The organism is Photobacterium gaetbulicola, from assembly GCF_003025515.1.
Lineage (GTDB): Bacteria > Pseudomonadota > Gammaproteobacteria > Enterobacterales > Vibrionaceae > Photobacterium > Photobacterium gaetbulicola.
This window is the reverse complement of sequence record NZ_PYME01000001.1, coordinates 233,912-255,544: the sequence shown is the minus strand read 5'-3', so window position 1 is coordinate 255,544 and position 21,633 is coordinate 233,912. Positions and strand designations below refer to the sequence as shown.

At 44.6% G+C, this 21,633-nt stretch carries 14 protein-coding genes, 1 pseudogene and 1 riboswitch; of the genes and pseudogenes, 5 read left to right on the top strand and 10 right to left on the bottom strand.

Annotation, left to right across the window (positions count from 1 at the left end; genetic code table 11):
- Nucleotides 1-66 precede the first annotated feature (66 nt).
- Both C9J03_RS01035 and C9J03_RS01030 read right to left on the bottom strand, forming a co-directional pair.
- The gene (locus C9J03_RS01035) at nucleotides 67-825 is read right to left on the bottom strand and encodes a metal-dependent hydrolase (RefSeq protein WP_044621882.1); all 759 of its coding nucleotides are present in this window, start codon (nucleotides 823-825) and stop codon (nucleotides 67-69) included.
- 222 nt (nucleotides 826-1,047) lie between these two features.
- A complete protein-coding gene (locus C9J03_RS01030; protein WP_039458462.1) occupies nucleotides 1,048-1,548 on the bottom strand; it encodes a GNAT family N-acetyltransferase in 501 nt (166 codons plus the stop codon).
- Nucleotides 1,549-1,678: 130 nt separating this feature from the next.
- On the opposite strand from C9J03_RS01030, the gene C9J03_RS01025 reads away from it, so the two are divergent.
- From C9J03_RS01025 to C9J03_RS01015, 3 genes are all read left to right on the top strand, one after another.
- The gene (locus C9J03_RS01025; RefSeq protein ID WP_044620991.1) at nucleotides 1,679-2,428 is read left to right on the top strand and encodes a helix-turn-helix transcriptional regulator; all 750 of its coding nucleotides are present in this window, start codon (nucleotides 1,679-1,681) and stop codon (nucleotides 2,426-2,428) included.
- A 108-nt stretch (nucleotides 2,429-2,536) separates the two neighbouring features.
- Entirely contained in the window at nucleotides 2,537-4,417 is a 1,881-nt protein-coding gene (locus C9J03_RS01020) for a DUF294 nucleotidyltransferase-like domain-containing protein (protein WP_044620990.1), read from the top strand.
- A gap of 8 nt (nucleotides 4,418-4,425) precedes the next feature.
- Complete coding sequence (locus C9J03_RS01015; RefSeq protein WP_044620989.1) at nucleotides 4,426-5,169, top strand: 3'-5' exonuclease; 744 nt, start codon at nucleotides 4,426-4,428, stop codon at nucleotides 5,167-5,169.
- 69 nt (nucleotides 5,170-5,238) lie between these two features.
- Here C9J03_RS01015 and C9J03_RS01010 read toward each other — a convergent pair whose 3' ends face one another.
- Together C9J03_RS01010 and C9J03_RS01005 are read right to left on the bottom strand one after the other, a co-directional pair.
- A complete protein-coding gene (locus C9J03_RS01010) occupies nucleotides 5,239-6,813 on the bottom strand; it encodes a BCCT family transporter (RefSeq protein WP_044620988.1) in 1,575 nt (524 codons plus the stop codon).
- Nucleotides 6,814-7,305: 492 nt separating this feature from the next.
- The gene (locus C9J03_RS01005; RefSeq protein ID WP_044620987.1) at nucleotides 7,306-8,637 is read right to left on the bottom strand and encodes an NCS2 family permease; all 1,332 of its coding nucleotides are present in this window, start codon (nucleotides 8,635-8,637) and stop codon (nucleotides 7,306-7,308) included.
- A gap of 85 nt (nucleotides 8,638-8,722) precedes the next feature.
- A riboswitch (purine riboswitch) is annotated at nucleotides 8,723-8,822 on the bottom strand.
- 228 nt (nucleotides 8,823-9,050) lie between these two features.
- Between C9J03_RS01005 and C9J03_RS01000 the strand changes: the two genes are divergently transcribed.
- Nucleotides 9,051-10,937, top strand: coding sequence for a PhoX family protein (locus C9J03_RS01000; protein WP_044620986.1), 1,887 nt, complete (start codon nucleotides 9,051-9,053; stop codon nucleotides 10,935-10,937).
- Nucleotides 10,938-11,121: 184 nt separating this feature from the next.
- A pseudogene (locus tag C9J03_RS26980) lies at nucleotides 11,122-11,330 on the top strand (IS6 family transposase); the annotation flags it as partial.
- Nucleotides 11,331-11,443: 113 nt separating this feature from the next.
- Here C9J03_RS26980 and C9J03_RS00995 read toward each other — a convergent pair.
- From C9J03_RS00995 to C9J03_RS00965, 6 genes are all read right to left on the bottom strand, one after another.
- On the bottom strand, nucleotides 11,444-11,758 hold the full coding sequence (locus C9J03_RS00995) for a hypothetical protein (protein ID WP_044620985.1): 315 nt from the start codon (nucleotides 11,756-11,758) through the stop codon (nucleotides 11,444-11,446).
- Between the two features lie 19 nt (nucleotides 11,759-11,777).
- Nucleotides 11,778-12,419 carry a hypothetical protein gene (locus C9J03_RS00990; RefSeq protein WP_044620984.1) on the bottom strand — a complete coding sequence of 214 codons (642 nt, stop codon included), beginning with the start codon at nucleotides 12,417-12,419 and terminating at the stop codon, nucleotides 11,778-11,780.
- A gap of 10 nt (nucleotides 12,420-12,429) precedes the next feature.
- Nucleotides 12,430-19,527, bottom strand: a complete 7,098-nt coding sequence (locus C9J03_RS00985; RefSeq protein ID WP_082060465.1) for an RHS repeat-associated core domain-containing protein — start codon at nucleotides 19,525-19,527, stop codon at nucleotides 12,430-12,432.
- A 24-nt stretch (nucleotides 19,528-19,551) separates the two neighbouring features.
- Entirely contained in the window at nucleotides 19,552-19,899 is a 348-nt protein-coding gene (locus C9J03_RS00980) for a hypothetical protein (protein WP_044620983.1), read from the bottom strand.
- A gap of 480 nt (nucleotides 19,900-20,379) precedes the next feature.
- Complete coding sequence (locus C9J03_RS00975) at nucleotides 20,380-20,733, bottom strand: hypothetical protein (protein ID WP_044620982.1); 354 nt, start codon at nucleotides 20,731-20,733, stop codon at nucleotides 20,380-20,382.
- Nucleotides 20,734-21,227: 494 nt separating this feature from the next.
- The gene (locus tag C9J03_RS00965) at nucleotides 21,228-21,569 is read right to left on the bottom strand and encodes a hypothetical protein (RefSeq protein ID WP_044620980.1); all 342 of its coding nucleotides are present in this window, start codon (nucleotides 21,567-21,569) and stop codon (nucleotides 21,228-21,230) included.
- Nucleotides 21,570-21,633: the final 64 nt, after the last annotated feature.

The window sequence follows — 21,633 nt, the reverse complement described above, 5'->3', positions numbered from 1 at the left end:
AGCGTCAAAATATCATCACACACATGAAAAATATAAAAGCGATGTGAATACACCGCTTCTTGAGACTCACCCCTGACGTTGACTCATTGCCTTTTGCGTCGAGCTCACGACTTCATCAAAAAAGTGCATGACCTCATCGCGATTAAGCCATTCCGGCTTGAAACGAAAATCGCTCCAATTACTTACCTGCTGCCAGGTATTATCAAAAGATGGGCCATGCAAATATAACGCTGCAATCAATAAGCACTGAAACGCACTGATAAAGGGGTTTTTCGGAGAGAAAACCTTTAACGCGGAGCCAAAGGATAGCTTCAGTCGACGGTTGGCTAAATCTACGCTATACAACTCGTCGAGCAATAAATGAACAACACCGCCAAAAAAAATAAAGCCGCCCGACAGCCAGGCCGTAATATCACTATAACCCAATAAGTAAACCAACCAGACGGTCAATAAGCCAGCCGCAGCGATAAATGCCAATGAGTGGCAACAACCACGATGAACCGTAATTTTCTCTAACGACGACTTGAAGTTGTACCGAATCGTCAAATAGCAAAACACACTGTAGACGATGAGCTCGAACATCGACACCATTTGATAAATATGGCCGACGAAACTGAACGTGATCAACCCGCCGAACAAGCGGAAAAGTGTACTCATCGAAGTCGAATTATCGGAGTCAATATCCGGCAACAAACCGCCAATGGTGCCCAATAACATCAACCACAATGCAGTGATCGGCACAATGTGTCCTGCTGAAAGCAGTGCTGTAGCCGCCAAACTACTCGTAAGTGCGGCTGTTCCAAGATGTGTGTTGAAATTAGCCACTGTAATCACATATACAAGACAGTTCCATCACTAAGATACTGGCCAGTATCGCCCTTTTTGATCATTGTAACCTTAGTGTGTAACTGCCGTTGTCTCGTTAACTGGATAAATAACCAGTATACTGTATTACATCATGATAACTGTACTAAATTACACCATTTATTTGCTGCAAGGTGATCGCCTGATCGTTTTTTGGTCGCTTTTGACATTGCGCTGACGTACTTATGTATCGAGTACTAACTGATAAAACGCAAGGTCTAACCAACGTTCAAATTTATAGCCTGCATGTTTGATAATGCCGACTTCCTCAAAACCGAATTTTTGGTGTAATCGTAAACTCGCAATATTTTCCAAATCGATAGCTCCAATTAATGAACGGTAACCTTGATGGGCAGCCAACACGATAAGTGTTTTCATCAACTCTACCGCCACTCCTTTTCCCCGGTGCTCTCTCGATACGTAAATACTGTGCTCAACGGTAAATTGAAAAGCTGGTTGCTCCCTGAATTTACCAAACGAGGCAAAGCCCATTAACCGCCCCGCTTGATCGAATGCCCCGATAACGGGGTAATCACCATGTTCTTTTGATTCAAACCACTGCGCCATAACATCCATCGTACGCGGTTCATACTCATAGAGCGCCGTAGTATTCAAAATAGCATCATTAAAAATGGCAAGCATCTCATCGGCATGTTGTTCAAAAGCACAGTATCTAATATGCATTTCACTTCCTATTAATATTTCTCTCTTCCCTATAGATTTACCTATCAAGATCACAAGATGCCAGTTTTTTTTTGTAATCGTTAAGGGTGTCATTAATGTTTATATTAAACGCTAGTGACAAATTTATGCTATGAATAGAGCCGATTATTGGATACGGAACCTTATCGAAGCAGGCCAATCTCATTTGGATATTAACCACGTTGTGGCTGATATAGGACGATCCGTCGGCGCCGATGTCAGTATTCTCTTTCTCGGCTCTTCACCGAAACTCTCGCTGGGTCACGTTTTTCACGCCGGCATTGAGCAGCCGCTGCTCGAATATTATGAACGTCACTCACAAAGCGATGTATACCTCCGGCATTACTCGCAACAAAACTTGCAAGGTACAATCGTTCCGCTACAAACCATGCTCCCCTTAAATAAAATTACAGATGAATGGTTCAGGGATGAGATGCTTCGCACCATTGCCGTTAAACATTCGCTAAGCGGTTATTGCCGTCTAAATAAGTCAGACGTACAAGTATTGACGTTCCATCGCTATTCCTCCCCTTTCAAGCCAGAGTGCCAGTTGCAGTTACAACAACTAATGGACGCCCTCGTACCATGGTCACAATATTATTTATCTAAGCAACAACTCATGAATAAATTTGGCACTATCCCCTTGCAGCACGGCAGTTTGCAATTGCCCGATACGCTCACCCCAGCAGAAAGACAAGTTATCCAGTTATTATCTCGAGGTTATGACGGCAGTGAGATAACCCAATTTAGGGGGGTATCAAAAGAAACCACAAAATCACAGATAAAAAGCATCTTGCATAAACTTGAATGCAAACACCAAAATCACTTACTGCACAAAGTTTATACAGAACTGGTTACCTAGTCCTTATTTTTCAATTATATAGTGCAGTTAGACTGCGCTTGGTACAAGCATTCCTGGCCAAATTAGGTATACTAATAGCCATTCACCATAAGCAACGCGGATCACACAATGGAAGCCGAACAGCTGGAAATTCTCAATTTTATCAGCCAATACCCCCCTTTCAAGACACTCCCGGAAGAGTCGCTAAAAGAAATCGCCCTCAATATAGAGGTCGCCTATTACCGGGCTGATTCCATGATCCTAAACTTTGGTGATGAAATACATGACCTTTACCTCATCCGCAGCGGTGCGGTTGAAATCTACCGCCGTAAAGGTGAATTATACAACCGGATTGATGAAGGCGATCTATTTGGCCAAATGGGCCTACTGATGAACAACAAAGTCAGAATGCCGGCCCGCGCCATCGAAGACACTCTGGTTTACTGTATTCCGGAAGCAATCTTCAATCAGTTGTGTGATGAGTACGATACCTTTGCCGACTTCGTGGAACTTGAGGATAGCGCCCGATTGCGTAACGTTGTCTCAACCCACGCCGAAGAGAATGATCTTACGACCTCGAAGGTTCGCACCTTACTCTCACGCGATCCTGTCACCATTAGCCGTGATGAAAGTATTCAAACCGCTGCCATGACCATGGCTGAAGAGAATATCTCTGCCATGCTCATTGTTGAGCCAAACGAAGATAGTGACGATGACGACTATGACCCTCTCGTTGGTATCATTACTGATCGCGATCTTTGTTCCCGTGTTATTGCCAAAGGCTTAGATACTTCAACACCGGTTTCCGAAGTGATGAGCACCGAGCTTATCTCGCTTGATCACAATGCCTATGTTTTCGAAGCGATGCTGACCATGCTTCGTTACAATGTGCACCATTTACCCGTACTGAGAAACAAGCATCCAATCGGTGTGATCGGTCTAACCGACATCGTTCGTTACGAGTCACAAAACAGCCTGTTGCTGGTAAGTACTATTTTCCAGCAACAAACTGTTGAAGAGCTACAGGTTGTTTCTGAAGAAGTTAAACACTGTTTCGTGCGTATGGTGAATGAAGATGCTAATGCCCATATGATCGGCAGTGCATTATCTGTCATTGGTCGCAGTTTCAAACAACGTCTTGCGGAGTTGGCTCAGGAAGAACTGGGCCCAGCCCCTATTCCATTCTGCCTCATGGCAATGGGATCCATGGCGCGCGATGAGCAACTTATTGTGACTGATCAGGATAACGCACTGATCCTAGACGATAGCTATGACGAAAAACTGCATGGTGAATACTTTGAGAAGTTCGCCAAGTTTGTCTGTGATGGGCTTGCGGCATGTGGCTACAGCTACTGTACCGGTGACATCATGGCAACCAACCCAGAATGGCGCAAAACGCGTACGGAATGGGAAGAATGTTTTGCTGAGTGGATCGACAATCCAAAACCACAGGCACTCCTTAACAGCTCTATCTTTTTCGACCTGTCTGGTGTCTGTGGTCGTGAAAAGTGGGCCGAGCAGCTCAACAGCTTCGTGGTCCGCCGCGCCAGGAAAAATAACCGCTTCCTGGCCTGTTTGGCCCGAAATGCCATTAGCCGTACTCCTCCACTGGGTTTCTTCAAAGATTTCGTCATGGAAAAAGATGGCAGACACAACAACTCCATCAACCTCAAACGTCGGGGGACGGCCCCGCTAGCTGACTTGATCCGCGTCCACGCCCTGGCGGTAGGCTCACGCTCTCAAAATTCTTTCGAACGGCTGGATGACGTAATTGAAGCCGGTATTTTACCAAAAGGGCGAGGGCAAGATTTACGTGATGCGATGGAACTCATCTATATGGTTCGAATCCGTCACCAAGCACTCGATATTGAAGCTGGTATAGAAGCCGATAACAGTATCGAGCCGGAAAATATGTCTGACTTCGAGCGCCGGAACCTGAAAGCAGCATTCCAGATCCTCAGTAATGCCCAGAACTTTATCAAATTCCGCTACCAGGGTAATCGCCGGTGAATAGCAGTATGACAGTAAGTAAAACCAAGCACCACCGACAACTGCTTAACACCCGCAGCACACCAGACTGGCCAACCTTCTTTCAAACCTTGCATGACAAAGCGAAGGACGACAGGCTGAAGAGTTTCTATTCTACGCCTATGGTCAATGGTGATACGCCGCTGAGTGAAGTGCCCTTCGTGGCCCTGGATTTCGAAACCACAGGGCTAGACCCGAAGAAAGACGAAATCATCAGTATTGGCCTCATTCCTTTCACTCTGCAACGCATCCGTTGCAGGGAATCTGCGCAATGGACAGTTAACCCTCACCGCCCTCTCAATGAGGAATCGGTGATCATCCACGGTATTACCGATTCCGAAGTAGAAAACGCCCCTGATCTGCTGAAAATTCTTGAGCGAGTATTAAATGCGCTGGCTGGCAAAATTGTTGTCGTTCACTACCAAAAGATCGAACGTGAATTTATGAATCAAGCTTTGCTTAGCCGTTTGGGAGAAGGGATACACTTTCCTGTTGTCGATACCATGGCTATCGAAATGGCGATACAACAGCGTGATAACGGCGGTATCATTAACCGCTTAAAAGGTAAACGTCCTGGCTCGGTTCGCCTTGCTCGCGCACGCCAGCGCTATGGCCTCCCTGTTTACCCGCCGCACCATGCAGTAACGGATGCACTTGCGACCGCAGAGTTACTGCAGGCACAAATTGCCTATCACTTCTCTCCGGATACACCAATATCGGATATCTGGTTATAGGAAATACGTCCCTTAGAATAAAAAAACGCCGTCATTGTGACGGCGTTCTTGATCTCTATGTAAGCTGTTTTACTTGTTGTACTTCTCTGTGCTAAAGCCCATCAGCAAGCTGACACACATCAGAAGCAGAATAAATACGAACGGCAATGCGGTTGAAATCGCCCCCGCCTGCAGCGCCTCGATAGCTTCTGTACCACCAACATAAAGCAGCACAGCAGCAACAGCACCTTCGATAAATGCCCAGAAGATACGCTGTGGCATCGGCGAGTCAATTTTACCGCCCGCAGTGATGTTATCGATAACCAGTGAACCTGAATCCGATGAAGTGATGAAGAACACCATTACCAGGATAATCGCTGTTACTGATAGCAGTGAACTCAACGGTAGCGATTCAAACATCTCAAACATCGCAAGCGGCACCGAGGTGAGCCCATTCTCGCCAAGGACACCGATACCATTGATGACTTGGTCAATCGCCTGACCACCGAATACAGACATCCAAAGGGTTGTAATCAGTGTTGGAACAATCAGCACTGCAATCATGAACTCACGAATAGTACGGCCCTTAGAAACACGTGCGATGAACATACCAACAAAAGGCGACCAAGATACCCACCAAGCCCAGTAGAAAACAGTCCAGCCGTGCAGCCAGGTTTGATCTTCACGACCATGCGGGTTGCTCAAGGCAAAGAAGTTCTTGGCATAACCTGTAACTGTTGTTGGGACTGTCCCCATCGAGATAGCAAACCCTGCCAGCGCGACAAATACCAGCAGCGCCAGAGCCACCAACATATTGATGTTACTCAGCAGCTTTACACCACCATCGATACCACGGGCAACAGAGATCACTGCCAGCAAGGTAACCAAGGTGATAACGGCAATCTGCAGGCCAATACCCCCAGAGATGCCAAATACATGCTCGATACCACTTGCTGCCTGTTGTGCTCCGAGGCCTAGTGATGTTGCAAGGCCGAATAATGTTGCAAGAACAGCAAAGATATCAATGATGTGGCCCGGCCAACCCCAGACGCGGTCACCAAGAATCGGATAGAAAATAGATCGAATTGAAAGAGGTAGGCCCTTGTTGTACGCGAAGAAAGCAAGCGAAAGCGCTACCACACCATAAATCGCCCAAGGGTGTAGGCCCCAGTGGTACATGGTCGCCCCCAACGCAAGCTCTACTGCCGCAGGGGTGTTAGGGTCAACATTGAGAGGAGTACCATACCAACCTGTGTAATACGCGACAGGTTCAGCTACACTCCAGAACATCAAGCCGATACCCATACCAGCAGCAAATAGCATCGCCAACCATGACATACGAGAATAGTCTGCTTCTGCATCCTGGCCGCCGATTCGGATTTTCCCAAATGGCGAAAAGATCAGTCCCAAGCAGAAGATCACGAAAATATTACCAGACCAAAGAAATAGAGCGTCAAAGTTGTTAATGATGCTGTTCTTCACACCATTTAACGCGGTTTTAGCTGTCGCTGGATCACTGACCAAAGAAGCAATCAAAAAGAGAACAATCAAGCCAGCACTGGTACCGAATACAGGGTTGTGAACATCGAACCCCCATTTCTGGATGTTGTCCTGCCCTACCGTGTAATCCGTATTGTCTATGCTGTATCTATCAACTTTTTTCATTGTATTTTCCTACAAGTATGCCGAAGCACTTCGGAAGCATTATCTGACCTATCAGTAAGATTAGACTGATGGGCCAGATAATGTCTCAGTTACCCCTCGGCACAAAATAGTTAGCCCTGTAAATAATCAAACAATGGATAGATCAAACCATTTCCACCCCTATAGTGTCAAGTTTTGCTATAAATCAACATCTAAAGGACAATCTTTGACCAAAAAATGTTAGTTTTATGCGCATCAGAAGCATATTCCAACAGGCAATTTGCTTTGTGAACTAACCATTACCAAATCATTCACGATGAATTTAGTTAGACCTGTAGCCATCAGTAGTGGATGCAAGTTTCCGCCGGACTTACATTCATTAAAGTTAAACTCTCTATATCTGCAATGTCTCTATGGTTCGTGATGCCGCGATAAAAATTAGCTCACCGCATAAACACAAAAAGCGGCCAGAGGCCGCTTTTATAAGTGATTACACAGATTGTCGTTACTGATTTAGATAAATAGTAGGTAACCGAGGAAAATTACTGCCAAGGTATAAATCACAGGGTGCACTTCCTTTGCCTTACCTGCCACAACCATCGAGAACGCGTAGCTGACAAAGCCCATTGCCATACCGTTCGCCGGAGAAAAGGACAGAACGGTAAACATGATAGTGAAGAAAGAGGCAATTCTAACCTCCACGACTTCCCAACGGATCTTGGCAATACGGCCAATCATGTAAATACCGACGACGACCATGGCCGGAGCGACCATCGCCGCCGAGAAGATAGAGAAAATGGGATAGAAAAATAGCGAAGCAAAGAACAGGCCTGCTGCAACAACCGCACTCAACCCGGTTTTTGCCCCTTGCGATGATGCAATACCAGATTCAGAGAAAGCCGTAACCGATGTCGTACCCAATACCGCACCAACCACGGTACCGCCAGCATCGGCAACTAACGCAGATTTAGCATTTGGCACCTTACCGTCTTTGTCTATGATGCCGGCATCACGGCCTACACCAACGATAGTGCTTAGACCATCAAAAAAGTCGACAATTAGGAAAATCAAAACAACAAACAGCAAGTCGAACATTTTTTCCGGAGTAAAGCCGGAGAAATCAAAAATATGCCCGAATGTCGGCGCAATGCTCGGAGGCAGAGACACGATGGAGTCTGGAATTGGCGCATTGCTGGTACCCATCAGCATATCGGCAGCGACTGTCAGCACAATTGCAGAGATGAATGCGAAGAATGTGGCCAGCTTGATATTGCGGATCATGCAAGCCAGAGCGATAAAGATAGAGATATAAGCAATTGCCACCTGGGGATCGCGGATGTCCCCCAGGCTAACCAGAATGATAGGGTTTGAAACGATAATACCGGCGTTTTTCAGGCCGAGGAAAGCAATAAACAAGCCTAGAGATACCGAAATGGCCAACTTTAGATCTTCTGGAATCGATTCAATCAAGCTCTTACGGATTGAAGTCATACTCAACAGCAGATAGATGATACCTGAAAGGAAGATGCCCAATAGGGCTTCATGCCACACCAGTGCAATAGAGCCGCTGAGAAGAATGCCCTTAAAGAAGCCATTCATACTCATGCCCGGTGCGAGCATGACAGGGTAGTTACCCCAGATCCCCATCACCAACGTCGCCAAGCCTGAGGCAATAGCAGTTGCTGTGAATAGCGCCCCCCGGTCCATTCCAGGGATGTCCCCTAAAATGGCAGGGTTAACGGCAAGGATGTAGCTCATCGCCAAAAAAGTAATAAAACCTGCATACATTTCGGTTGAAACAGTGGTCTTTCGCTCAGAAAGCTTAAATATCTTATCCAAATTCACAACAAATCCCTAAGGGTAAAAATCATCGGAAAGATATTATTAAATATATACTTAGCGTGAGGCATATAAACCAAGATGTATAGCTACCCAGCTACGGATAAATTGTAGTTTCAGGAATAGGTCCTGAAGTAGAAACTTTTGGTCCGTCTCACCAAAAATATACAATTTAATAATTCTTGGGCGCGGATTTTAATGGTCTGAAATTTGATTTCAATCTTGTAAAATGAAAAAAACGACCACGGAAACATTTAGAAACAATATAAAGCAAACGTTTGCGTCGCTATCGCAATAATGCTTCTATTTCGTAAAGTGACGATCACCAAAGTGATACATTTCTGTCACAATCGCCCGATAGGATACTGACAACAAAATACATAACAGCCTATTATTGCGATAATAAAAAGGAAGCTTACATGAGCGCCAAATCTGAATTCTCTCGCCGCGCAGAACCTGAGTTTAATCAAATCGTCGAAAAAGGACTTAACCGTCGTCAGTTCCTCAAAGCCTCTTCAGCGGCAGGGACTGTCGCTTTTTTCGGTGCATCCCCCCTATCTAGTGCAATTGCGGCCTCGAAAGACAACAAAGACCTGATTGGCTTCGAAGCCATCCCTGCTTCCACAGAAGATAAAGTCACTGTGCCAAAAGGCTACCAAGCCGATGTTCTTATCTCTTGGGGCGATCCGTTATTTAAAGGTGCCCCAGTATTTAGCCAAAAGGCTGACAGCAAAGCTCAAGCGCTTCAGTTTGGTGACAACAATGACGGTATGACTTTTTTCCAGATCAGTGATGATCGTGGGGTGTTGTCAATCAACAACGAATATACCAACCATGAATACCTGTTTGCCCACCAGGGGAAAGACATGTCAGCTGATGACGTACTCAAGTCACAAAACGCACATGGTATCTCTGTAGTGGAACTGAAGAAAATAAACGGCCTATGGGAGGTTAACAAGGAAGGCCGTTTAAACCGCCGTATTACTGCCAACACGGAGATGGAATTAACGGGGCCTGCTGCGGGTGATGCCCTACTGAAAACCGCTGCCGATCCTAAAGGCACCAAGGTACTAGGAACGTTCAACAACTGCGCGAATGGTGAAACACCCTGGGGCACTTACCTCACCTGCGAGGAAAACTTCAATGGCCTGTTTGGCTCAACAGAAACCCCTGCCCTTGACAGCAACTATGCGCGTTACGGCCTGAATACCAAAGGTGCCGGTTACGATTGGTTCAAGCATGACGAGCGCTTTGATCTTGCCAAGAACCCCAACGAACCGCACCGCCACGGCTGGGTCGTTGAAATCGATCCTATGAACCCAAATTCGACGCCGAAAAAACGGACCGCGCTTGGCCGCTTTAAACACGAAAATGCGGCGTTGACCATTAACAATGATGGCCGTGTTGTCGTTTACCTGGGCGATGACGAGCGTGGCGAGCACCTCTATCGGTTCGTTTCGAAGAACAAGTACAACCCGAGTAATCCAACTGCCAACCGCGACATCCTTGATGAAGGCACCTTATATGTGGCCAAATTCAATGCCAAAGACGGTGAACTGGAAGGCAAGGGCGAGTGGATTGAACTGACATTCGGCAAAAACGGCCTGACCAAGGAAAATGGCTTCAACAGCCAGGCTGAAGTGCTTATCTTTGCCCGTAAAGCTGCAACTCAAGTTGGCGCAACCACCATGGACCGCCCTGAGTGGGTCGCAGTAAACCCGAAGAACCAAAGTGTCTTCTGCACGCTGACCAACAACAAATACCGTGGTGTGAAGGCCAATCAACCTGTTGATGCGGTCAACCCACGCGAGAAGAACCCTTACGGCCACATTGTTCGCTGGATGCCATCGGGCCAAGATCATACGTCAAACAACTTCGATTGGGATCTTTACCTCATCGCCGGTAACCCAACGGTACATGAAGGCTTAATGGCAGGCAGCGACAACATCAACGCCGATAACATGTTCAACAGCCCTGACGGTATCGGTTTTGATAACGCCGGGCGCCTATGGATCCAAACAGACGGCAAGTATTCAAACCAGGGAGACTTCGCCGGTATGGGCAACAACCAAATGCTGTGTGGTGACCCTGACAGCGGTGAAGTCCGTCGTTTCTTGACTGGCCCTATCGCCTGTGAAATTACCGGCCTGACATTCAGCCCAGATCAAAAAACCATGTTCGTCGGTGTCCAACACCCGGGTGAAGATTTGGCACCTTCCCACTTCCCAGATGGCGGCGACGCTATCCCACGTTCGTCGGTGATCCGCATCACTCGCACCGACGGCGGTATCATCGGCGCAGCCTGAATAAAACAACCATAACTCACTGGCTCATTTTGGCGGATCATCAGATCCGCCTTTTTTCATCGTGGAGCCCCGGTTCCTGCGACTGTTGCCTGCCCCCTCTAATTTCACTCAACATTCCTGAACTATGGCTACTTCGGCGTCATTTTATACGATCAAGGATCCTTTGTAGCCCACTAAAAACCGCAATAACAGTATAGAGTTTAACCATGCCCTATCTAATAACTGATAGTGACCGCTGGTGGATTTAAGATACGTAAGCGAGCCTGTTCAACCATCGAGGAAGTCAATCCTCGATGGTTGAACAAAAGGCAATTAGATTCTTGGTTACGGACGGATAATCTGAAGACGAGGGTAAGGGAGAAATCTGCCTTCATGAATCGGTTGTTCAATGTTGTGTATGTTGTCCTGCGCTTATCTCTACCTTTGGTAGCAAAAGCGGGGCAAACTAATTTCTTGTATCCCCCCTTTTAGGCTGCTGTTTTTCTAACAGGGCCATAAACTTTCGCTCAATAATCAGCATAAATGTACATAATTCTCTTATCTACATTTGGATCACAAGGCTGTTCATCTCCTTCAAACCGTACTGAAACTGCTTGTCTAGCAACAGCAGAAGATAGTAATAGCGAGTATGTACTCTTACCTTGGGTTGATGATGTATCAAAATAATAATAATTGTAGGCAGCATTACATGAATCGTCTTTTAGCTGGAACTTTACTAATTCGCCTTGAGGGTAAATTCGCTTAATTTTCCCGGTGCTAGCGTGTACAGCTGAAGATAAAAAACTTACTAGTAAAATGGCAAAGCCAAAGTAATTTTTCATTATGTCTCCTTTGTAACAACTAATTGCTAATTAATTTAGCAACATCATCGCTTTCAACCCTGGTTATATTTAAGTCGTTTAACTTTACTAATAGTTCGTCCACCTGCTCCACAACACCAATAAACTGAGTACTCACATGAGTATCTGATTCCGTTACTCGACAGATAAGCAAATTATCAAGTAAGTCGAGGGTTCTTTCCATCCCCATGGCATCAAGTCCCGTATCAGAATTCTTAAATACTTTCCAAACAGTAGCAATACTTGGCTCTCTATCAGGTAAAAATAGAAGAGAGGTATACTGAGCCTGAGTAATCGTATTTAAATCGAATTCTGACATAGACTCAGATAACCTTTTTACATACGAATAGATATTTGAGTCTTCATTTTTCCTAAGAAGGTCGTCATTAACAAGGCCTGATCTAAGCTGTTTTAAAAGCTTCAACTCCTGGACTTTCGAACCTTCGATAGAATGACCAACGGTTCTCCACTTCAAAGCTCTAGGCAGCCGTTCGCTGACGCTTGTAACAAGCGTCAGCCAAAGACCCAACAAGTCACTAACCGACCGTTGAACAACAGTAATAGTTGCAAATCTGTGATCTGCTACTGATGTTGTTTGTTCCCATGGTCTTATACCTACGTCATAAAGATAAATTGATTTCATTTTTTTCTGCCTAATTAAAGTAAGTATGCGAGTCACCGTTTCCGCCTAATGACTGTTTAATACCATCAGCTGACCGAACTTCGCTATTGAAATGAGGGCCGTGATTATCTAACTTATGGCCTAATGAATGTTCTCTAATCGTAGCAGTACTTCCATCCTGCCTCTTAAACTCATAAACACGACCTTCTACGTGCCCATCTTGGTCACGTATTTTTTCTTTATAGACTTTATCTGGGTGCTGATTCCGTGGAACCCCAGCTTTTAGTTTCGCTTCTTTAAACGCGCCACTACGAGAAAGTGTACTGTTTGCCCCCTTTGTAACATTTGGACCTGGTATTTTCTTTTCAATGAATGCTATACCAATCGAAAATGATACACTACCGAGCGTTCCAATAAAATTCTCTCTAGTAGCATTTAAGACTTCATAATAGCCTTGCTCAATAGCCCTTATATTCGTTACGTAATCAATAGCTTCATCAATGACGTTTATAATGGCTTGGCTCTCAACAGAAGGGATTTCGCTATACGTAATCTGTTGTTCATCAACAGGCTCACTGATTAATGAGTTATTCTTTGAAGTATCGCTTCCCTGATGATGACGATCTCGTCCATTATTCCGATTACTCTCTCTTCGCTGGTCTTTAGGCCCACCCAAGTCGACACTCGTACGGCCTAACCCGTCATCTTGACCGCTTCCTTCAACAAGTACAAAACCGGTTGGATCGACATATTTCAGTGGGTTATTGGTGACATAGGAATAGCGATTAAAGCTATTGGTCATATACGGCGATTTAATAATCGGATCCGCACTTAAAAAACGCCCCAGTTCTTGGTCATAGACCCGGCCGTTCATGTGGATCATCCCGACCTCCGGCAACTGCTCATGCCCGGTATAACCACGGTTGGTCAAGGTAAATTGGCGCAAAGTACTGGCGTCGTCTTCATCTGCCCATTGGATATTGCGAGTTTTACCCCATGGGTCGTAACTACGACGTTCTACAATAAAGCCGTAGCCGTCGGTGATCATGTCCACCGAGCCAAGGGCATCGTAATGCAAGTAGCGGATCTGCCTATCTTCAAGATGATTGTCGCTATCGTGTTTCTGAATATTCAGTGCAATCAGCTTGCCATCAGCATAAATAAACTGCTTGTGTTGCACCTCGCCGGTACTAAGGTCGGTAACCTGCTCGTAGAGCTTATCGAAGTAATAAGTTTCACTGCCGCTGCTGTCTTTACGGTAGTAACGATTGTAGTTGGCATCATAGGCAAACTCTATTGTATGGCCATTGCGCACTATCTTAGTTGGCTTATTAAAACTGCTCCACTCCAGCAAGCGCTCAGTGGTTTTGACCGCTGTACCGGTTTCGCCTTTGACAAGGTTGCCGACGTTGTCATAAGTAAAGCTGATGCCATTGGCTTTTGTGACAGCATGCGGGCCGGCATTCTTGCCATCATACTCATAGGCACCGATATCCGTTTTGCCTATTAGATTACCCAGCTTATCATAGTCATAATTGAACCGACGATTGAAATCCGGGTTGTTTGGCCCGTGGCGATCAGCCTTATCCAGCATCGGTGTGGCAGCCCTAAGCCTATCAAGCGCGTCATACTCAAAGCTTTCGCTGATCCCCAGCTCAAAGTCATCACGCCTTACCACGTTATTGTGCTCATCATAATAATAGCGTAGGAAACGTTTATTCTGCCCAGCTATTATGTTTAAGTGGTTACGTTGGCTAACAACGCTGCTACCCCAGTGGGTAGCGATAGCATTAGGTCGGCCTGTTGCCTGATTATAGACATAGCTGTTAACCAAGCCATTGCCCAAAGTTTCAGCCAAGGTATGATCATAAGCATCGGTATTTTGTCGCTGCCAGTAGTAAATAAAGCCTTTGTCGCCACTGGCATCCTCTAACTCAGCCTGTGTCAATACGGTTTGCAGGTGGTCGACTTGGCTGATCTCCTGATCATTGACACAATTCCTTCTCCCCATAATTTGGTCACTATTACCCGCTAAACGGTTAGCGTCATCGCAATAGAGGTTAAACAGATCTCCGACTTGCTCTGCCAAGCTGACGAGTTTGTCAGCTAGCTGGTAATAGTATTGATAACGGGACGAGGCGATTTCTGCGGCTAGGCTGAGATCATCAGAGCTATATACCTCCCTTGCCATGTTGCGAGTATCCGATCCAGCACCCGCCCCGTAGACATCATCACGGCCAATCAGGTTAAGTAAGCCGTTACGGTCATAGTCAGTAAGCAACCATTCATCCTGGCTGTTGAAGTTGCGGCTGTTAAATTCCTCAACATCAACGCGATAAACCGTTGAATCAAACAGTTTGCGTCCAGGTTTTGTGCCACTGTGCTGACTGTCTAGCTTGAAGTACTGTTCAAGGTCAATATCCAACGGGACGGTCACATCATCGTGCAGTAGAACCCAGGTTGCCGCCTGCAGATAACACTCGCCGTCTGCGGTACAGTATCTCTTGTAGCGACTGGCGTCTTTAAGTAGCTGTATCGATTGGCTATCAAGCTGATGCAAATCTATTTCTCGGCTGGCATATTCACCAGCTTTGTTCGCAAAGAACACTTGCTTATCAGCATAGTCTTCCGCTATCGCAAGGTACGCATTTGCCTGCTCCAAGGCTTCATCAATTAGCTTCTGGATATCCGCCTTAAAGCTTGGGCTGTTAAATACATTGTCGGCAAACTCTTTCGGGCTGCGTACCGCGGCATGGTAACCATAAGGGTTATACAAATACTCTAACTTCAAGCTATTAGGTCTTACCTCGGTGGCAACCCTCTCAAGACTGTCGTAGGTATAGCGGTTCTTAAAGGTTTTCCCGTTGGATTTAACGACAATTTCACTGACTAGCCCATTATTGTCATAAATGAACTCTCGGCTATTGCCGTTTCCGACAAAGGCCTTGAGCAATCCATTATCAAAATAGCTCCAACTGGATGTCTGGTTACCCTGTTTCTCTGCTTTTTTTTGCCCCAAGTCGTTATAACTTATATTGGTAACAACACCGTTTGCGTCTCTCTTGTACTCCAGTTCACCGAACACATTGTAGTTGTAGCTCCATTTGCCCATATCCGGATCATCAAGATAAGTACGGTGGCCCAAATTGTCGTAACGAATCTCCGTTCTATTACCAGACGAATCCGCGGTCTGCCTTAACTTTCCATCCGGATAGTTGATGTATTCTTGATATGCACCCAATGGCTCCGTGGTTTTGGTGATATGACCCAATACATTGTACGTAATGGTTTTTTCGTTGCCTTTGGCATCGACCATGGTTGAAGTCAGGCCGCTGTATCGCGTCGTAAACGATGCCGTGCCGCCCGAGGCAGACGGTTCGGTTTTGACTATCTCCCTATCGCGCTCGTCATAGCTGAAAGTAACGGTCGGAATACTACTATGACTACCGGGCTCCTTGAAAGTTGGGCGTGTAATGGCCACTTTACGCCCATCTGTATCCCACAGGGTATCACGGTAGACCCAATTACCATCAAAAGCCTGATGCATGGCACGGATCTCACGACCAGCATAGTCAAAGTGGGTAACAGTTTGATATACACCGCCGTTACCATTGGCGTTTTTGGCAATGATACAGCTGACAGTCCGGCTGGTGCTTTTTATACACTGATTTCCAAGGCGGTATTCAAAGTCTGTAAAATCCCCTCTGCCGGGTCGGTTCTCCTTTCGTGCCCGTCCAAAACCATCGTAGCTCCAGGAGGTTGTTCGACCTTTCACTGGACTGACAGATTTTGTCACCAAGCCAAATCGGGCATCATGTTCAAAAGTGGTCGTCAGATTTCCAGCATTGGTAGAGCGGATTGAGAACAAGCCCTTACTGTCGTAAACGGTTGTTGTAGAACGAGACTGGGCATCAGTACCGCCATTTTCTTGGTCGACCAGGTTACCATAGGGATCATAACGATAACGGTTGACAACCTGCTTGGATGTATTGCCATAGAAACTATCTCCAGACTCATATTCCCCTGGAGTGATCAGCTCCTCTAGCAATAGGCCATTACTATCATAGCGATAGACCGTAATGTTGGTTTTGCTAAAACTATTGGCGCCATTGTCCTTGATGGCGCTAGTCACCGTGTCTGGGGCACTGACTTTCCAGTAATTGTCCCCCGACTCTGTTAAAAGTTGGGTGACTGTTTTCTTGCTGGTGGATAAATCGAGCTGACCATTGCCGTCATGGTCAACCACCACATAGCTACCGCACGGGCTAGCATTAGCGGCGTTGAAGCTACTTTCAGAAACCGAAACGAAATCGACCTGCTTGATCACCGATACGCCGTTGGACGAGGACGTGCTTCTGGTATCCAGCCTGTAGTATTCGTTATAACGTTTAGTGATCAGCGGGATGCTAATATCGCCATGGATCAGAACAAACTCATCGGTCGGTTTGATGTACTGGGTGCCATTCGCCGTGCACCACATCTGGAAGCTGTCATATTTGGTAAACAGTGAACTGGCAATAGACGAGCTTGTCGCTGAAAGCACTGTACTTTTGGTGATGCTGCCTGAGCTAAGGTACTCATAGGAGGCTTTTTCAGTAAAGCTACCGCCCCCACTGATCCCGCTGGTGATATCGGCGGTTTTCTCTGTGATATTACCAAAGTTATCATATTCGAACTCGCGGACAGTTTGCTTTTCTACCTGGCCGGCTTTGTTATATACATAGCTCTTATGATCGGAGCGTGTAACCGTGTAATATTTTGCCCCCACCCCGGAGTGGGACTTCGTTTTGTAGGTATTGGATTCCTTGAGGTATTTAGCATCGTTGCGGTAGGTGGTAATTTCTTTAACCCGACCGGCAATAATGGGATCAATTTGCTCAAATGTGGTGACCGTTTTCTCTTTATTAACCCCGTGACGGGTACGATCTATCTGGGCGAAACCAAGGAACCCCTCCCCCTTCAGGTGTGACTTAGCACCGTGGTAGAAGTAGGTTGTTTTAACCGGCGAATAGCCACGTGGAGTGACCTCAAACTGTGAAACAACGTACTTCGTTGGTGTACTATTAACAACTGGGTAATTGTAATAGGGGATCTGTTTATGTATATCCGGATCAGACAATGGCTTATAGGCCAGGGAATAGCTCACTGAATATTCGGAAATTGTTTTTATCCGGTCTTGAGCAAACGCTTTTGAGCGTTTGATGTTCGAACCATGGAAGTTATCCGGCCAACCGTTTGAATTCACATCGACAATTTGAACATCCGCTTGTTCATGGATATCGAGCTTTGAGTAACGACTTGAAACGGCATTATTGCTAAACATGCCATTTTTATTGATGAAGGACTTGTCGGCATAAACGATATCGAGCAATCCATCGCTGTTAATATCAACGATAGCAGCTTCATCAGGTGAAAAATTATGGTAGTAGCGATAACAAGTCTTGTCTTTATCCCCCACACTACAATCGTACGTTTCTGTCTTTAAGCTTGTATTGTAAGTTACCTGCAACTCATCGCCATTAAACTTGAACTCAGAGCCGGTAAAATAATACACTTTTAACTTATTACTTACACTATCACTCTTGTTACTAGTGACAAAACTTAAATTACCAATCAGTAGGTCTAAATAACCATCATTGTTGAAATCGGCAACTTGCAATAGCTGTTTTTTCTCAGAACCACTAAATACAGTTTGTGTTTTTGAACCGTTATTATAAGTCAGTACTCCATTAGAGTACTTCAAGTATTCTATTGTTTTACCATCACCATTAAAATCATAATAACTACAGTTTTCGCAGCGAGATTCTAGCGTGAAAACGCCATTACCATTAGTATCTCTTGGGTATTTTTTGGAAGTTGCCCATCCATATTCATTGATGTCACGAGTGTAAAACTCTTTAAAGCCACCATTTCCATCTGGGTAAGAAAAATATGAATCAGTATTGACCCAACTTAATATAGGCAAAATTTTATAAGACGGTTGATTATTACCACTCCAATCCGCAATAACAAAGTCAGTGGTCATACCAAAATTACTATACATCGAGCCTGATATTTTCTTTCCTGAATCTGAATTTACAACGACTTGTTTGGGATCCTTACTATTGGAGAAAATTTCGACATTCCCGTCACGCCCTATATCGTAAAATTTTGATCTTCTAACAGTATGGTCAAAAACTGCCTTATTGCTATCAAACTGTGCCCCAACCTGGGACTGCCAAGTAAAGTTCACCGGCACGCTCTCAACCCCATCGACACTGTGTGTGATTGTTGTCAACTGCGAACGGCTGGTACCGGATGAATATTGATAGGAAAAGCTGTATTGAGCAACTTCATCACCATCATCTGTAGTACTGACAATCGATGACAGCCGGTGGTTGGCGTTAAGTTTACTACCCGACAAATAGCTAAATTGGGTATCATCGCGAACTTCATAATTGAAGCTCACCTTACCGCCAACATAAGTGATCTCCTGGAGACGGTGATGGCCACCATTTTTGTCATAGTAATAGGTAAGGTGAATATGGTTATTTCGGGTGATATCTGAAATCTTGCTCAGTGACCATTTGTAGACATCGGATTTACCCGCCAGCTCAGGGCGGGCAGTCGCATTATTACCGTACTCAAAAAGCTGGCCGTCCTTTGACCATACTTTAAACGACTGCGGGCCGCTGCCTTTTTTACCAAAAGATATAATTTTGCGCTGATCATTGATACGGGTACGGTATTCCGTCCCGTCGGCCCCGGCATTACCGGTAATTGGGATAAGCCGTTGGCCATCAATACAATACTGGTCATCGCTGTCGAGATTGACACCGCCCCAGTTACCATCAAAAGTCAGGTTCTTTCCACAGCGGTATATCGACGACAAACCACGCAATTGCCATCCGACACCGAGAATACCATTAGGATTGTCGCTGCTGTAGGCCAAACTAAGGTTCGGCGCATGCCCCGCTCGCCCAGGAGCAATATTGATTGGTAACTGGTAATCAGCCTGGCCGCCACTAACGTTAAATTCACCTTCAAGATAGGTGGAGGCGTCAGATGCATTGACAAACAGAGGGAGCAAGGCTGTTAAGCAAACGGTAGGTAAAAGCGTATTGCGTATTATTTTTTTTATTACATCCACTGTAATATTCTCCGTATACGAACGTTACTTTAGAGATTCCATTCTTTTTCTAAGCTGATCAATATCAGCCTGCATCTCAGATTTTACGGAAGCCTTGCCATCAAGCGGCAAAAGATCTTCAGGGAAAATCTCTTCCCCTTCAAACACTGGCGGCTGGTAAGACTTAGCCAGCACCTGCTGGAGTTGTTTTACCGGCGCGGGGTATTCGAAGTTGTTACTGCCTTGGACATCAATCTGAATCTCAGATTGTGGTGCTTCGATGGAGTTATCAGTCATATTGATTTCCTTGGCATCATGCTGCCAAAGGAAAAGATTGATAGAGATGATCGCCAACAAAGCCACACTGCAATAAATGACTATTTTCGTTTTCATTAGCCAGCCTTTTGGTATTAATTTTTTGTATCTAGATATATTCTAGAATGGAGGCTACACTCAGTTATTTTTTCCATACAGATATTTGGGTAGCATTACTACAATCTTCAGAATGTGAATAGGTGTTAATAACTTGGCCTGTAGTAAATGAGGTGAGAACAATAGATCTAATACCATTAAGTCGAGACTGGTCTAGTGAATCTCTGAATATAATATAGCCACTTTTCTCGGTGCCAGATAACTCACTTTGCCCTTCTGAGTAATCGATAGTAATGCGATAGTCAATATCATTACCCCCCCTCCAATATTGAAAGGACTTTCCCTTTTCCACAAGAACCAGCATAGCTTTGCCCAGTTACAACCACATTAAAAATAATAGCCAAATTGAAAAATGTTTTAGTCGTCATTTTTAACCTTGCACTTTAATTATGTAGTGACTTTAACATAAAATATATTTATCTCTTTAAACATATCCAACAATTAGTTTATATAAGCAGAAACAACAATAGGAATATTAACATCCCAAAGTTTTTTACAGCCATCGAGCCAAAATGCTATAGGCTGATTTGCAACTTTGGCACTAAGAACTAATGAGTACATAGCTTTTCCCGCCTCATTTGATAAATCCAAATAGACTTGTGAAGCTTGACTTGAACCATTACATTGTCCGTCATCTACCCATAACGACCCACTTTCAGCTTTAATTCTGATAAGATTGGCTTGGTCTACTTTCAGTTCACCGATTGATTGATAACCAGAAAAATTACCAGCCTGTGCATATTGCATAGTACAAAAACAAAAAAGAAAAACAATGACAATGTTAATATTTTTCACTTACACTCTCCATGTAAATATAATTTATTAAGCAGATTAATAACTGATAGGCATGTCATTAATAATGACTTCAAAATCTTACCGCTTTTATATAAGGCAAGCCTAAGCTATCACACTCATATCGTAACTTAACTGGTTGTCCAGATGTCTTCGCAGATAAAAGGATAGAAAACTTTTGGTCAAATTCTAAAGTTGTATTCCTTGACATTAAGTACCTAGTCGTATAGGTCTTATCATTGCATTTATGCTCCCCGCCATTAGACTCTAACCATACATGAACGCTGCCGTTACTCCATGAGTAGATATGCCTAATTTTATAATAGTTATCATTATCTATGGTTTCTGAATACGTGTTAAATGATAATAAAAACAGTATTGTAATAAATAGCTTTTTGATACTCATAAAATCTCTTTCTTTAAGGTAATTAGCTAAAACTTCAATCATCATTTTAAATGACAACTTCAAATATAAAAACAAATATATTATAATAAGTTTATTTCATTATTTTAATTGCCCCCATTTTACAAGCCCACGCACCATTCCCATTATCAGCATAAATCCTTACTGGGCTCTGAGTTGTTTGTGCTGTAAGAGCTGTTGATAACAACATAGAAACGCCAGCCTCCGACTGATTAATACTGTTAGGAGTGGCATTTTTGAAAACATAACCTACACGTTTGTTACTCGCCTCACCACAAATATCATCGGTAACATCGACATAAAACTCACCATCTTGCAGTACAGTAACATTATTAATGTATGTATTCACGCCACCATTATCCCATGAGTAGGCATACGATGAGACAATAATCAGCAATATTAATATTTTTTCCATTTTACTTCACATATATGTTAAAAGTTAATCTCAATCCAAGATAGCGGCCCATGAGACTATTGGG

Excerpts from the sequence above, each read along its gene's own strand:
- C9J03_RS00990 (WP_044620984.1), bottom strand. The coding sequence starts at position 12,419 with ATGAAATCAATTTATCTTTATGACGTAGGTATAAGACCATGGGAACAA.
- C9J03_RS01015 (WP_044620989.1), top strand. The coding sequence starts at position 4,426 with ATGACAGTAAGTAAAACCAAGCACCACCGACAACTGCTTAACACCCGC.
- C9J03_RS00980 (WP_044620983.1), bottom strand. The coding sequence starts at position 19,899 with ATGAAAACGAAAATAGTCATTTATTGCAGTGTGGCTTTGTTGGCGATC.
- C9J03_RS00965 (WP_044620980.1), bottom strand. The coding sequence starts at position 21,569 with ATGGAAAAAATATTAATATTGCTGATTATTGTCTCATCGTATGCCTAC.
- C9J03_RS01030 (WP_039458462.1), bottom strand. The coding sequence starts at position 1,548 with ATGCATATTAGATACTGTGCTTTTGAACAACATGCCGATGAGATGCTT.
- C9J03_RS01025 (WP_044620991.1), top strand. The coding sequence starts at position 1,679 with ATGAATAGAGCCGATTATTGGATACGGAACCTTATCGAAGCAGGCCAA.
- C9J03_RS01000 (WP_044620986.1), top strand. The coding sequence starts at position 9,051 with ATGAGCGCCAAATCTGAATTCTCTCGCCGCGCAGAACCTGAGTTTAAT.
- C9J03_RS00995 (WP_044620985.1), bottom strand. The coding sequence starts at position 11,758 with ATGAAAAATTACTTTGGCTTTGCCATTTTACTAGTAAGTTTTTTATCT.
- C9J03_RS01010 (WP_044620988.1), bottom strand. The coding sequence starts at position 6,813 with ATGAAAAAAGTTGATAGATACAGCATAGACAATACGGATTACACGGTA.
- C9J03_RS01020 (WP_044620990.1), top strand. The coding sequence starts at position 2,537 with ATGGAAGCCGAACAGCTGGAAATTCTCAATTTTATCAGCCAATACCCC.